The organism is Streptomyces flaveolus (genome assembly GCF_044765825.1).
Lineage (GTDB): Bacteria > Actinomycetota > Actinomycetes > Streptomycetales > Streptomycetaceae > Streptomyces > Streptomyces flaveolus.
The window spans coordinates 1-15,644 of record NZ_JBIWKU010000019.1; the positions used below are offsets into that span (position 1 = coordinate 1).

Annotated in this window: 3 protein-coding genes; all 3 read right to left on the reverse strand. The window is 73.2% G+C overall.

Features of this window, described 5'->3' with window-relative positions:
* The coding region (locus ACIRG6_RS36460) for an SDR family NAD(P)-dependent oxidoreductase (RefSeq protein WP_450152420.1) at nt 1-13,028 on the reverse strand (13,028 nt) is incomplete at its 3' end.
* Nucleotides 13,029-13,272: 244 nt separating this feature from the next.
* Nucleotides 13,273-14,004 carry a TetR/AcrR family transcriptional regulator gene (locus ACIRG6_RS36465; protein WP_364686050.1) on the reverse strand — a complete coding sequence of 244 codons (732 nt, stop codon included), beginning with the start codon at nt 14,002-14,004 and terminating at the stop codon, nt 13,273-13,275.
* Between the two features lie 4 nt (nt 14,005-14,008).
* Nucleotides 14,009-15,625, reverse strand: a complete 1,617-nt coding sequence (locus ACIRG6_RS36470; protein WP_403326201.1) for an MFS transporter — start codon at nt 15,623-15,625, stop codon at nt 14,009-14,011.
* Between the last annotated feature and the right edge of the window lie 19 nt (nt 15,626-15,644).

Genomic DNA, 15,644 nt, shown 5'->3' on the forward strand with positions numbered 1-15,644 from the left:
TGGGGGTCGGTGTCGGGGTGGGCGCGGACGTGGGCGGCCAGGCGGGCTGCCTGGTCCCGCAGCGCGGCCGCCGTCTTGCCCGACACCGTCCAGGGGATCACCGGAAGCGGCGTCCCCGGCTCGTCCGGTGACTCGTCCTCCGCCGGAGTCTGCTCCAGCACCACGTGCGCGTTCGTACCGCTGATGCCGAACGACGACACCGCGGCGCGCCGCGCACGCCCGGTGTCCGACCACTCCCTGGCCTCCGTCAGCAGGGCCACCTGCCCCGCCGACCAGTCGACCTCCGTCGTGGGCCGCTCGACGTGCAGGGTCTTCGGCAGCACACCGTGCCGCATGGCCTGCACCATCTTGATGACACCCGCGACACCGGCCGCCGCCTGCGTGTGACCGATGTTGGACTTGATCGAACCCAGATACAGCGGCCGGTCCTCCGGCCGGTCCTGGCCGTAGGTCGCCAGCAGCGCCTGCGCCTCGATCGGATCACCGAGCCGGGTGCCCGTGCCGTGCGCCTCGACGACGTCCACATCACGCGGCGTCAGCCCGGCGCCCGCCAGGGCCTGCTGGATGACCCGCTGCTGCGAGGGCCCGTTCGGAGCGGTCAGACCGTTGGACGCGCCGTCCTGGTTGACCGCCGTACCGCGCACCACCGCGAGCACGTCGTGCCCGAGCCGGCGGGCGTCCGACAGCCGCTCCACGAGCAGCATGCCCACGCCCTCGGAGAACCCGGTGCCGTCGGCCGTGTCCGCGAACGCCTTGCAGCGTGCGTCCGGCGCGAGGCCCCGCTGCCGGGAGAACCCGATGAACGTGGCCGGCGTTGCCATCACCGTCACACCGCCCGCGAGCGCCAGTGAGCACTCGCCGGAGCGCACGGCCTGCGCCGCCAGATGCAGCGCGACCAGCGACGACGAGCACGCCGTGTCGACCGTCACCGCCGGGCCCTCGAAACCGAGGGTGTACGACACCCGGCCGGAGACGACGCTGCTGGTGTTGCCCGTCATCAGATGGCCCTGCACCTCGTCCGAGGCCTTCGCCACCCCGGACACGTAGTCCTGGCTGATGCTGCCGACGAACACGCCGGTACGGCTGCCCCGCAGGGACGCCGGGTCGATCCCGCTCTGCTCCAGGGTCTCCCACGCCGTCTCCAGCAGCAGCCGCTGCTGCGGGTCCATCGCCAGCGCCTCACGCGGGCTGATCCCGAAGAACGCCGGGTCGAACTCCGCGGCGCCGTACAGGAAACCGCCCTCACGCGTGTACGAGGTGCCCGGGTTGGCCGGGTCCGGGTCGTAGAGGTTCTCCAGGTCCCAGCCGCGGTCCTCGGGCATGCCGCCGATGGCGTCACGGCCCTCGGCGACCAGGTTCCACAGGCCGTCCGGGTCGGTGATGCCACCCGGGTAGCGGCAGGCCATGCCGACGATCACGACCGGGTCGCTGTCGTCCGCGACGGCGGCCACCACCGGGGCGGCGGCCCGGGACCGCACGCCGGTCACCTCGGTGTACAGGTGAGCGGCGAGTACGGCCGGCGTCGGATGGTCGAAGACGAGCGTCGACGGCAGCGTCAGACCCGTCGCCGCCGCCAGCCGGTTGCGCAGCTCCACCGAGGTCAGCGAGTCGAAGCCGACGTCCTTGAACGCCCGGTTCTCCTCGACCGCCGCCGCGGACTGCGCGCCGAGCACGGCCGTCGCGTGCGAGCGGACCAGATCCGCCAGCACGGCCGTCGCCTCCTTCCGGGCGAGCCCGGCGAGCCGTTCCAGCAGCGCCGAACCCGCGGCACCGGCAGGCGCCGACGCGGCGGTACGGCGTACCACCGTCCCGGCCAGCCCCCGCAGCACCGGCGGCAGCGCACCGGCCGCCGCCAGCTCCCGCAGACGGCGCGGCTCCCACCGGGTGGGCAGCAGCGCCGCCTCCGGCCGGGTGAGCGCCGCGTCCAGCAGCGCCAGCCCCTGCTCGGAGGCGAGCGGGAGGATGCCGGCCTTCGCCATCCGGGCCAGATCCCGTTCGCCCAGCTGCGCGGTCAGATCACTGGCCTCCTCCCAGAAGCCCCAGCCCAGCGCGTGCGCGGGCAGCCCCTGGGCACGCCGGTGCGCGGCGAGGGCGTCCAGGAACACGTTCGCCGCCGCGTAGTTGGCCTGGCCGGCCGCTCCGAGCGTGCCCGCCATGGACGAGAACAGCACGAACGCCGCCAGCGGCAACGCGCGGGTCAGCTCGTGCAGATGCCAGGCGCCGTCCACCTTCGGCCGCAGCACGGCGTCGAGGCGCTCCGGCGTCAGCGATTCCACGACGGTGTCGTCCAGGGCGCCCGCCAGGTGCACCACACCCGTCAGCGGGTGCGCCGCGTCGATGCCGTTCAGCAGGTCCGCGACCGCCGCCCGGTCCGCCACGTCGCAGGCCACGACCCGTACGTCGGCGCCGAGTTCCGTCAGATCGGCGCCCAGCCGCAGCGCGGCGGGCGCGTCGGGGCCCCGGCGGCTGGTCAGCACCAGGTGCCGCACGCCGTGCGCGGTCACCAGGTGCCGGGCCACCAGCGCGCCCAGCGTTCCGGTGCCGCCGGTGACGAGCACCGTGCCCTCCGACGCGAGCGGACGACCGCCCTCGGCGGGTTCCGCCACGGCCTCGGCCGCCACCGCGAGCCGGGGCACGAGCACTTCGCCCGCCCGCAGCGCGAACTGGGTCTCCGTGTCGAACGGCACACCGGCCGGCAACGGCCGGGCGTCCCCGTCACCGGGCAGGTCCAGCAGCGCGAAACGGCCCGGATGCTCCGTCTGCGCCGACCGCACCAGACCCCACACGGCAGCCGTGGCCGGGTCCGGGGCACCCGCGCCGGCGTCGACCGCGCCCCGGGTGACGACGACCAGACGGGACGCGGCGAACCGCTTCCCGGCCAGCCACCCCTGGAGCGTGGCGAGGACCGACGCCGTCACCCGCCGTGTCTCGGCGGTCGGTTCGGCCGAGGCGTCCGCCTCCACCGGCACGAACACCACCGGCGGGACGTCGTCGTCCGCCCCCGCGAGCGCCTCCGGACCGGCACACTGCCGCACCGACCAGCCCGCGCCGTCCAGCGCGGATGTCACCGGCCCGGCCGCGGAGCCCACGACCGCGCACTCCACCGGCGATCCGGCCGGGGCCGTCGGCACGGCCGTCCAGTCCAGCCGGTGCAGCGCGCCTCCGCGCGAAGCACCGTCGGCGAGCTTGCCCGCGGAGATCTCCCGGGACTCCAACACCGCGATCGAGGCGACCGGGCGGCCCGACGCGTCGGCCACCTCGACGGCGACCTCAGCCGCGCCCGCCGCGGGCGCGATCCGCACCCGGACCGTCGTGGCGCCCCGCGCGTGCAGTTCGGCACCGCGCACCCGGGCGACACCGCGCGGCCGTCCGTCGGCGGCGGCCTCCTGGTGCCACAGCGGGTGCAGCGCCGCTTCCAGCAGCACCGGATGCAGCACGAACGCACCGGCGTCCGCGTGCAGGTCCTGCGCCAGCTCGGCCTCGGCGAACAGCTCGTCGCCGCGCCGCCAGGCGGCCCGCACGGACCGCAGCACCGGGCCGAGCTCCAGGCCGCCGGCCGCCGACGCCTCGTACCACTCGTCCACGGCGACGGGCTGCGCCTTCGGGGGCGGCCAGGCCGCCAGATCGAAGGAGGGCGCTGCCGCCGCCCGGCCCAGCGTCCCGGAGGCGTGGTGGACCCACGCGTCCTCGGCCGCGCCCTCGGCGCGGGAGTACACGTCGACCGGACGGCCGCCGGACGCGGACTCCTCGCCCACGACCACGTGCAGATGCACCCCGTCGCCCGCTCCGCCCGCGCCCTCGGGGAGCACCAGCGGCTCGTGCAGCGCGAGATCCTCGATCCGGTCGAGGCCGGCCCTGTCCCCGGCCTGGGCGACCAGCTCCACGAACGCGGCGTCCGGCAGCACCGTCCGCCCGTGCATCCGCCTCTCGCCCAGCCAGGGCTGCGCGGCCGTCGACAGCCTGCCGGTGAGCACCACCGACCCGGAGCGCGGCGACGTCACCTCGGCGGCGAGCAGCGGGTGGCCGAGGGCACCCAGGCCGACGGCGCCCGCGTCCCGCACCGCCGGCTTCGGCGGCAGCCAGTACCGCTGCCGCTGGAACGGGTAGGTGGGCAACTCGGTGTGTTCGGCGGCCGGCAGCAGCGCGGTCCAGTCGACGCGGACGCCCGCGGCGTACGCCTCCGCCAGCGACAGCACGAACCGCTCCGGTCCGCCCTCACCACGCCGCAGCGTCCCCACCGCGACGGCGTCCGCCCCGGCATCCTGAACCGTGTCCTGCACGCCCATGATCAGGGCCGGGTGCGGGGACACCTCGAGGAACAGCCCGTATCCGTCGGCGAGCAGCGCCCGCGTGGCCTCCTCGAACCGCACGGTCTCGCGCAGGTTGCGGCTCCAGTAGGCCGCGTCCAGACCGCTGGTGGCGATCGGCGCGCCGGTCACCGCCGAGTAGAACGCGACCGAGGTGTCGCGCGGCGCCAGCTCGGACAGCTGCGCCTGCAGCTCGGGCAGCAGCGGGTCCATGTGACGGCTGTGCGAGGCGCACGAGGCGTTCAGCCGGCCGCAGACGATGTCGTCGTCGTCGAGCTCGATCAGCAGGTCGACGATCGCGTCGGTGTCGCCGGACACCGTCACCGAGCGCGGGGTGTTCACGGCGGCCACGGCGATGCGCTCGCCGTAGCCCGCGATGCGCTCCCGCAGCTCGGCCAGCGGCAGTTCGACGAACGCCATCTCGCCGCCGCCCCCGCCGCGGTGCAGCGCGCGGCTGCGCAGCGCGATGATGCGGGCCCCCTCCTGGAGGGTGAGCGCCCCCGCGACCACGGCCGCGGCGACCTCGCCCTGGCTGTGCCCGACCACCGCGTCCGGCTCCACGCCCAGCTCACGCCAGACCGCCGCCAGCGACACGAACATCGTGAACAGCGCCGGCTGCGCGATGTCGATGCGCTCCAGCGGGTAGTCGGCGGCGGGCAGTTCACCGCGCAGCAGTTCCCGTACGGACCAGCCGATCATCGGCGCGAAGGCCGCGTCGCAGGCGGCGACGGTCTCCTCGAACGCCGGGCTGCGCTCCAGCATCTCCCGGCCCATGGCATGCCACTGGCTGCCCTGCCCGGAGAAGACGAACACGGTCCGGTCCGGCACGGTCGCGGTGCCCTGCACGACCCCCGGCACGGGTTCCCCCGCCGCCAGCGCCGCGAGCCGCTCGCGCAGCTCCCCGCGGCCCGCGCCGATCACGACCGCCCGGTGCTCGAAGGCGCCGCGGCCCACGGCCAGGGCGCCCGCGACCCGGGCCGCCGACACCTCCTCGTGCGTGTCCACGTGCCCGAGGAGCCGCTCGGCCTGCGCCCGCAGCGCGTCGGCCGAGCGGGCCGACAGCACCCACGGCAGGACGCCGCACGGGGCCGTCGTCTCCGGGGCGGGCTCGGGCGCGGGCGGTGCCTGTTCCAGCAGCACGTGCGCGTTGGTGCCGCTCACCCCGAACGAGGACACCGCGGCCCGCCGCGGACGGTCCTCGCTCTCCCACGGCAGCGCCTCGGTGAGCAGCCGGATCGCGCCCGACGACCAGTCGACGTGCGAGGTCGGCCGGTCGACGTGCAGGGTCTTCGGCAGCACCCCGTGCCGCATGGCCTGCACCATCTTGATGATGCCCGCGACACCGGCGGCCGACTGCGTGTGACCGATGTTGGACTTGATGGAACCCAGGTACAGGGGCCTGTCCTCCGGCCGGTCCCGGCCGTAGGTGGCGAGCAGTGCCTGCGCCTCGATCGGGTCGCCCAGCCGGGTGCCCGTCCCATGGCCCTCGACGACGTCCACATCGCCCGGTGTGAGCCCGGCACCCGCGAGGGCCTGCCGGATCACCCGCTGCTGCGAGGGCCCGTTGGGGGCGGTCAGGCCGTTGGACGCGCCGTCGGAGTTGACGGCCGTGCCGCGCACCACGGCGAGCACGGGATGCCCCTGGGCCCGCGCCTGCGACAGGCGTTCCACGAGCAGCATGCCGACGCCCTCGGAGAACCCGGTGCCGTCGGCGGCGTCCGCGTACGGCTTGCAGCGGGCGTTCGGCGCCAGCCCCTTCTGCTTGTCGAACTCGTCGAACACCGACGGCGTCACCATCACCTGCACACCGCCCACGAGCGCCAGCGAGCATTCGCCGGAGCGCACCGCCTGCGCCGCCAGATGCAGCGCGACCAGCGACGACGAGCACGCCGTGTCCACCGTCACCGCCGGGCCCTCCAGCCCGAAGACGTAGGCGAGGCGACCGGACATCACACTGCTGGAGACGCCGGTCATCATGTGCCCCTCGACGCCGGCCCGCGCCAGGTCCGCCTCCGTGCCGTAGCCCGTCGACGCACCGCCGACGAACACGCCGACGGACGTGCCGCGCAGCGCGCCCGGCTCGATCCCGGCCCGTTCCAGGGTCTCCCAGGTCGTCTCCAGCAGCAGGCGCTGCTGCGGGTCCATCGCCAGCGCCTCGCGGGCGCTGATCCCGAAGAACGCCGGGTCGAACTCCGCGGCCCCCGCCAGGAACCCGCCCTGACGGGTGTAGTCGGCGCCGTCGCCGGCCGTCCATCCCCGGTCCGTGGGGAACGCGGCGATGCCGTCGCGGCCCTCGGCGACCAGGTCCCACAGACCGTCCGGGTCGCTGATGCCGCCCGGGTAGCGGCAGGCCATGCCGACGATCACGACCGGGTCGTCGTCGTCCGCGACCGCCGCCGGCACCGCGGCCGGCGCCTCGGCACGGCCACCGAGGAGTTCCTCGGCCAGGTGCCGGGCGAGGACCTGCGGCGTCGGATAGTCGAAGACCAGGGTGGCGGGCAGATTCAGGCCCGTGACCACGCTCAGCCGGTTGCGCAGGTCGACCGCCGTCAGCGAGTCGAACCCGAGCACCTTGAACACCGAGTCGTCGCGGACCGCCTGGGCACCGGTGTGCCCGAGCACCGCCGCGGCGTGCTCGCACACCAGGCCGGCCAGGGTCCGCTCCGCGTCGGTGGCGGACAGCGCCGCGAGCCGGCCGCGCAGCGCCGAGTCACCGGCCGCGACGGCAGCGCCCGCGGCGGTACGGCGCACCGTGCCGCCCAGACGTCGCAGCACCGGCGGCAGGTCACCGGCGGCGGCACGGGCCTTGAGCTGCCGGAAGTCCCACTGCACCGGCACGGTCGCGGCCTCGGTCGAGGCGAGGGCCGCGTCGAACAGCCCCAGGCCGTCCTGGGCGGGCAGCAGCACCAGACCCGTCCGGGCGATCCGGGCGAGATCGCTGTCGCCGACGTCGGCCATCATCGTGCTGCTGTCCCGGAGATCCCACGGGCCCCAGGCCAGCGAGTGGCCGGGCAGCCCCGACGCCACGCGGTGCTGGGCGAGGGCGTCCAGGAAGACGTTGGCCGCCGCGTAGTTGGCCTGGCCCGCGGAGCCCACGGTGCCCGCCATCGAGGAGAACAGCACGAAGGCCGCGAGGTCCGCGTCCCGGGTCAGCTCGTGCAGGTTCCACGCCGCGTCCACCTTCGGCCGCAGCACCCGGGTGACCCGCTCGGGGGTGAGGGCGTCCAGCACACAGTCGTCGAGCACACCGGCCGAGTGCACCACCCCGGTCAGCGGGTGCGCCGGGTCGACCCCGGCGAGCAGCGCCGCCAGGCTGTCCCGGTCGGCCGTGTCGCAGGCCACCAGGTTCACCTCGGCGCCGAGCGCGGCCAGTTCGGCGAGCAGCTCCGGCGCACCGGCCGCGTCCATGCCGCTGCGGCTGGCCAGGAGAAGGTGCCTGACACCGTGCCGGGTCACCAGGTGACGGGCCACCAGGGTGCCGATCGCGCCGGTGGCGCCGGTGAGCAGCACCGTGCCGTCGGGGTCGAGCGCGCGGGGCACGGTCAGCACGATCTTGCCGATCTGCTGCGCCTGCGCCAGCAGCCGGAACGCCTCGGGCGCCCGGAGCAGACTCAGCGCCCGCACCGGCAGCTGCTCCAGCCCGCCGTCCGCCAGGAGCCCCACCACCTCGGCGAGCATCTCGCCGAGCCGCTGCGGGCCCGCCTCGATCAGGTCGAACGCGCGGTAGGAGACACCGGGCAGGTCCCGCGCCACCTCGTCGGCCGAACGGATGTCGCTCTTGCCCATCTCGATGAACCGGCCGCCGCGCGGCAGCAGCCGCAGCGACGCGTCCACGAAGTCACCGGCCAGCGAGTCCAGGACGACGTCCATGCCCTCGCCGTCCGTGGCACGCAGGAACTCCCCTTCGAAGTCCAGGTCCCGCGAGGACGCCAGGTGCGCGTCGTCGAAGCCCGCGGCGCGCAGCACGGCGTGCTTGCCGGGCGACGCGGTGCCGTAGACCTCGGCGCCCAGGTGCCGGGCGATCCGCACGGCCGCGGTGCCCACACCGCCCGCCGCGGCGTGCACGAGCACCTTCTCCCCGGCCCGCAGCCCGGCGAGGTCGACCAGCCCGTAGTACGCCGTGAGGTAGGCGATCGGCACGGCGGCGGCCTGCTCGAACGACCAGCCCCGCGGCATCGGCACGACCATCCGCGCGTCGGCGACGGCCACCGGCCCGAACGACCGGTCCACCATGCCGAGAACACGGTCACCGGGCGCCAGCCCGGTCACGTCCGGGGCGACCTCCAGGACCACACCGGCAGCCTCGCTGCCGATGTGCCCCTCGTCGGGGTACGTACCCAGCGCGATCAGCACGTCCCGGAAGTTCAGGCCCGCGGCCCGCACCGAGATCCGCACCTGCCCGGCCGCCAGCGGCTCGCAGGCCTGCGGGAACGGCACCAGCGACAGATCGGCCAGGCCTCCCTTGCCCGGGGCGAGCTGCCACACGGCCTCACCGGCGGGCGGCGTCAGCGGCTCGCGGGGCACCGCGGCCAGCAGCGGCGTGAGCCGGTCACCGCCGCGCAGCGCCAACTGCTCCTGCGTACCGAGCGGTGCGCTCTCCAGGGCCCGCCAGGACTCCTCCGCACGCTCGGGACCGACAGCGGGGTCCAGGTCGACCAGACCGAACCGGCCGGGGTGCTCGGACTGCGCGGACCGCACCAGACCCCACACCGCGGCACCGGCCAGATCCCGCGGCCCGGACCCGACGGCCACCGCGCCACGGGTCAGGAGCACCAGCCGGGACGAGGCGAACCGCTCGTCCGCCGCCCAGCCGCGCACCAACTCCAGCGCCTCGACGACCTTCGCGTGCACGACATCGGCACCCAACTCGGCCTCCGCGCCGGGCAGGAAGGGCGCGAAGACGGCCTCCGGCAGGCCACCCGCCTCCTGCGCCCGCTCGGCGAGAGCGGCCACGTCCTGGTACACCGCGCACTCCCAGCCCGCGGCCCGCAGCGACACGGCGACATCCTCGGCGCCCTGCCCCACCACCGCGCACCGCGCCCCGCCGAGAACGTCGGCGGCGGGCACGGGCGACCAGTCGAGGCGGTACAGCGACCCCGAACCGCGCTGGGCGACGTCGGCGAGCTGCCCCGCCGTCACCTGACGGGCCACCAGCGAATCGACCGAGGCGACGGGGTTGCCCGACCGGTCGGCCAGCTCCACCCGCACCGACCCGGCGCCCACCGGCGAGATCTTCGCCCGCACCGAGGTGGCACCCACCGCGTGCAGCGCCACTCCCGACCAGGCGAACGGCAGCCACGGCCGGCCCTCCTCCGCCGTCAGCGGACCGAACCCGGCCGCGTGCAGGGCGGCGTCGAGCAGCGCCGGATGCACACCGAACCGAGCTGCCTCGGTGTGCTGTTCGGCCGGCAACTCGACCTCGGCGTATACCTCGTCGCCCTTCCGCCACACCGCCGACAGCCCCTGGAACGCGGGCCCGTACTCCAGCCCGCCCCGTGCCGCAGCCTCGTAGAAGCCCTCCACCGTGACAGGCTCGGCCCCCGCCGGAGGCCACTGGACCGACTCGAACGCCGGCTCCGGCAGCTCACGGGCCAGGGTGCCGTCGGCGTTGTGCGCCCACTGCTCCGACGGGTCGGCGTCCTCGGGCCGGGAGAAGACCTTCACGGCCCGGCGGCCGCTCTCGTCGACCTCGCCCACGACGACCTGCACCTGCACGCCGCCGCGCTCGGGCAGCTGCAACGGCGCCTGCAGCGTGAGTTCCTCCAGGAGCCCGCACCCGACATGGTCACCGGCCCGCAGGGCCAGCTCCACGAACGCGGTGCCGGGCAGCAGCACCGATCCCATCACCTGGTGGTCGACGAGCCAGCGCTGGCTGCCGCGAGCGAGCCGCCCGGTCAGCAGCACGCCACCGGAGCCCGGCAGATCCACCCCGGCCTTGAGCAGCGGATGCCCCGCCGCCCCGAGCCCGGCGGCCCTGACGTCGGCACCGCCGTCGAGGTCGTCCGGCCAGAAACGCTCGTGCTGGAAGGGGTAGGTGGGCAGGGGGGTGGGGCTGCCGGTGGGGAGGGTTTTGGTCCAGTCGGTGGTGTGTCCCTGGACGTGGAGCAGGGCGAGGTTGCGCAGCAGTTGAGTGTGGCTGCCGTGGTTGCGGGCGAGGGTGCCGACGACGATGCCGTTGTGTTCGGTGGCGGCGTTGGTGAGGGGCATCGAGAGCACCGGGTGGGCGCTGATTTCGATGTAGGTGGTGTGGTGGTCGGCGAGGAGGTGGGTGAGGGCTTGGTCGAAGCGGACGGTTTCGCGCAGGTTGCGGCACCAGTAGGTGCCGTCCAGTTCGGTGCCGTCGGTGGGCTGGCCGGTGACGGTGGAGTAGAAGGCGGTCTGGGTGGTGGTGGGGGTGATGTTGGTGAAGCCTGCCGCGAGGTCGGGCAGGAGGGGGTCCATGTGGGCGTGGTGGGAGGCGTAGTCGACGTTGACCTTGCGGGCGTAGACGCCGTCTTCGGTGAGGCGGGTGACGATCTCGGTGATGGCGTTGGCTTCGCCGGAGATGACCGTTGAGGTTGAGGTGTTGATGGCCGCGATGGAGAGGGCTTCGCCGTAGGGTGCGATGAACTTTTCGACTTCGGCCTGGGGGCGCTCGATGAGGGCCATGCCGCCACTGCCTGAGCAGGCCAGGACCGCCTGGGAGCGCTGGGCGACGATCTGCGCGCCGTGTTCCAGGGTGAGTGCGCCGGCGACGACGGCGGCGACGACTTCGCCTTGGGAGTGGCCGATGACGGCGTCGGGGTTGATGCCGTGGGAGCGCCAGAGGGCGGACAGGGCCACGCCCATGGCGAAGAGTGCGGGCTGGATGACATCGACCCGGTCGTGCGGCGGGTGGTCTCCACCCTCGCCGGTGAGGACTTCGCGTACAGACCAGCCGGTGAACGGCTTCAAAGCGGTGTCGCAGGCGTCGATCGTTTCGGCGAAGACGGGCGACTGGGCGAGCAGTTCGCGGCCCATGCCGATCCACTGGCTGCCCTGCCCGGGATAGACGAACACCGTCTTTCCCCGCGGCTGGGCCGTGCCGGTCACGACCTGCTCATGGGGCTGGCCTTCGGCGATCGCTCGCAGCGTCTCAACGGCCTGTTCCACCGACTCCGCGAGCACCGCAGCCCGGGAGTCGAAGTGCGTACGGTGCAGCGCAGCCGTGGCGGCCACATCCACCAGCGGCACCTCGTCGTGGTTCTCCAGCCAGTCCGCCCAGCGCCCTGCCTGTTCCCGCAGTGCGGCCTCGTTGCGGCCCGACACCACGATCGGCACCGGAAGCCGAGGAGCCTCAGCGGTCTCGGCCGTCTCGGCGGCGGGCGCCTCCTCGATCACTACATGCGCATTGGTGCCGCTGATGCCGAACGAGGAGATGCCGGCCCGCCGGGTCCGCTCGCCGCGCTCCCAGGGCAGGGCCTCCCGCAGCAGCTCCAGGCCGGAACCGTCCCACTGGATGTGGGGGCTCGGCTCGTCGGCGTGCAGGGTCTTCGGCAGGGTCTCGTGCTGGAGCGCCAGCACCATCTTCATGACGCCCGCGACACCGGCCGCCGCCTGCGAGTGGCCGATGTTGGACTTGGAGGAGCCCAGGTAGAGGGGGTGGTCCTGGGCGCGGGTGGGTCCGAAGACCTCGGCGAGGGCGCCGGCCTCGATGGGGTCGCCGAGGGTCGTGCCGGTGCCGTGGGCCTCGATGGCGTCGATGTCGTCCGGCGTGAGGCGTGCCGTCGCGAGGGCCTCGCGCACCACACGCTGCTGCGAGGGCCCGTGGGGAACGGTCAGGCCCTGGCTGCGGCCGTCCTGGTTGACGGCGCTGCCCCGGATGACGGCCAGCACGCGGTCGCCGTCGCGCTGGGCGTCGGAGAGGCGCTTCAGGACCAGCATGCCCGCGCCCTCCGACCAGCCCGCGCCGTCGGCGTCGGCGGAGAAGCTCTTGCAGCGGCCGTCGGCGGCCATGCCCTTGAACTGGCTGGACTCCACGAACAGCACAGGCGTGCTCATGACGGTGACCCCGCCGGCGAGGGCGGTGTCGCACTCGCCGTTGCGCAGCGCGCCCACCGCGGAATGCAGGGCGACGAGAGAGGACGAGCAGGCCGTGTCTATGGTCACGGCGGGGCCCTGGAGTCCCAGGACGTAGGAGACACGGCCGGAGATGACGCTGCTGGAGACACCGGTGCCCTGGTAGCCGTCCAGGTAGTCGAAGCCGGTCTGGTCGTCCGCGTAGTCCGAGCGCATGGCGCCGAGGTAGACGCCCGTCCGGCTGCCGCTCAGCGACTCCGGGCGCATTCCGGCCCGCTCCAGGGCCTCCCACACGGTCTCCAGCACGATCCGCTGCTGCGGGTCCATCGACTGCGCCTCACGCGGAGGGACGCCGAAGAAGTCCGCGTCGAAGCCTTCGACGTCGTCGATGAATCCGCCCTCACGGGCGTAGGACTTGCCGGGGGTCTGCGGTGTCGGGTCGTACAGGTCCAGGGCGTCCCATCGGGCGGGGAAACCGCCGATGGCGTCCCGTCCCTCGTTCAGCAGGTCCCAGTACTCCTCGGGGTTGGCGATCCCGCCGGGGAAACGACAGGCCATCGACACGATCGCGATCGGTTCGGTGCGCTGTTCCTCCAGCTCGGCGTTGCGCTGCTGAAGCTGCAGCACCGCGGCCATCGCGCGACGCAGGCGGTCATCGTTCCCGGGCCTGTTCACATCCGTCATTCGACTCGACTCCGTCACTTTTCCCTACGGCGGGTACTGGAAACGCAAGAGAGCCGTATCGCCAACGGGCGATACGGCTCTTGAAGAAATTCTATGAGTATTCGGGGGTGTGTTTTGAATTATGGCACACCACGCCTGTTCGAACAGTGTGACAGCAGACCCGCTCCGCCGTCAATGTTGTTCTGGCCGGAGGTGCGAGCTCAAGAATCGCTCGAAAAGAAATCAATCGCTTTTCGAGCGATTCTCAGTTTTCCTTGGTTCCTTTGGCGCGCATGCCGGCGATCATGCAACTCAGGCCGAACTCGAAGTGGTCGTCCCAGGCCCGGGACTCCCCGGCCTCCAGGTTGGCCCGCATGCGCGGATAGGCGTCGCCGACGAGTTCGAGCACCGGAGACAGCCAGATCTCCTTGATGTCGTCCGGCTGCAGCTCCGTCTCGCGCATCTTCAGGATCCACTTCACCTCGTCCGCCGCGAATCCGAGGACGAAGTTCACCAGGGTGCCCGCCGCCCGGTAGGCATCGGGCGGGCCGAACCCGCCCGCTTCGACGAGCACGGTCAGCTGCTCGTGCAGCGCCAGCGAATTCGGGCCGACCAGTGCGAAGCTGCCGGCCAGCTGGCTGGTCCAGGGGTGTTCACGGATGATGCGGCGCAGGTCCTGGGAGATGTGCTCGATCTGCTCACCCCAGTCGGCGTCCGGCTTGGGCGTCAGGTCGAGCTCGCCGAACGCCTCGTCGAGGGCGAATTCGAGCACCGCGTCCTTGGTGGGGACGTGCCAGTACAAGGACATCGCCGCGACACCGAGCTCGGCGGCGAGGCGCCGCATGGAGAGGGCACCGAGGCCTTCCCGGTCGAGCAGACGGACAGCCGCCGCGACGATCTGATCACGGCTCAGGGGATTCTGACCGCTGGGCGGCCGCCGGGCCGGCCTGGACAGCCAGATGCTGTCCAGGCGCGGTTCGGGAAGGTTGCGGGACATGGGATCAAGATACGCCCGTGGTGTCCGGCGTCTTTTCGGCCCCTGGAGCGGGCGCCTGCGCCGTGGCCTCGGCGGACTGCGTCGCGGCCTCCTCGGGCGGGACCGAGTTCCTGCGCAGCAGCGCCCAGGCCACCAAACCGGCGGCGACGGCGGCCGCGGCACCGATGCGCATGCTCACCGAGAAGCCGGAGACGAACGCGTCCCTCACCTGCTCGACGAGCTGTGACGGGTCCTCGCCGGCGGCGGCGACGCCCAGGGCCTGCCCGATGGAGTGCGTCGCCTCGTCAGGAATGGCGTCCGGCAGACGCGAGGCGAACAGCCCGGCGGCGAGGCTGCCCATCACGGCCACACCACAGGCACTGCCGAACTCCTGCATCGTGGAGTTGAGCCCGCCGGCCACCCCGGCGCGTTCCACCGGAATCGCGCTCACCATGGCGGTCGACGCCGTCGGCATGGCGATGCCGGCGCCCGCGCCCATCACGGCCAGTCCGGCCAGGGCCAGGAGGTAGCCGGAACCCTCGCCCAGGAAGCTCAGTGTCACCAGACCGGCACCCATCACGGCCAGACCCGTGGCCATCGTGGCGGGAGTGCCGATCTTCTCCGCGATCTTCGGGCCGAACGGCGTCATCACCATGAGCGCGAGCGCCATGGGCACGACGCCGAGGCCGGCCTCCAGCGGGCTGTAGTCCAGGACGAACTGCAGGTACTGGGTGAACAGGAACAGCGAGCCGGAGAGCGCGAGATAGGTCAGCGCCGTACTGCCGACGGCTCCGCTGAACGCGGGGTTCCTGAAGAGGGCCACGTCGAGCATGGGTTCCTCGCAGCGGCGCTCCCAGTACGTGAAGGAGATCAGCGCCGCCGCGCCGACCGCGAAGGGGATCAGCGTCTGCGGGGAGCTCCAGCCGTGCTCCGGCACGGAGATGATCGCGTACACCAGGCCGACGCTCATCAGGATGGACAGTGCCACACCGGGGACATCGGTCCGGCGGACCTGCGGGTCGCGCGACTCGGGGATCAGGATGATCATCGAGATCAGCGCGGCGAGCCCGACCGGCACGTTGATCAGCAGGACCGAACCCCACCAGAAGTGGTCGAGCATGAAGCCGCCGAGCACAGGCCCGAGGGCCACGGCGGCCGCGGCCACACCGGTCCACACGCCGATGGCCTTCGGCCGCTCCTTCTCGTCGAACACCTGCATGAGCACGGCCAGGGTGCTGGGCATCAGCAGCGCGGCGCCCACACCCATGCCGACCCGTCCCGCGATCAACTGTGCCGGGCTGTCGGCCATCGAGGCCACACCGGAACAGATGGTGAACAGCGCCACGCCGATCAGGAGCGCCTTGCGGCGCCCGATCCGGTCGGCCAGGGAGCCCGTCGTCATGAGCAGGCCGCCCACCGCCAGCGTGTAGCCGTTCATCACCCACTGGATCGCCGAGGTCGAGGCGTTGAGTGATTCCGTCATCGACGGGATCGCCACGGTCAGCACCGTGTTGTCCAGCAGCACCAGCATCACGGCGAGGCAGAGGGTGCTCAGGATCAGCCAGCGCTGCGGGTGGGGGGCGGGCCCCGCGGCCGGATCCTGCGTCTCCGCAGCCGTCCGCGGCTCAGAGGCCTCAGTCATGGAGGCTCCCTTCCAAAAG

Excerpts from the sequence above, each read along its gene's own strand:
- ACIRG6_RS36465 (WP_364686050.1), bottom strand. The coding sequence starts at position 14,004 with ATGTCCCGCAACCTTCCCGAACCGCGCCTGGACAGCATCTGGCTGTCC.
- ACIRG6_RS36470 (WP_403326201.1), bottom strand. The coding sequence starts at position 15,625 with ATGACTGAGGCCTCTGAGCCGCGGACGGCTGCGGAGACGCAGGATCCG.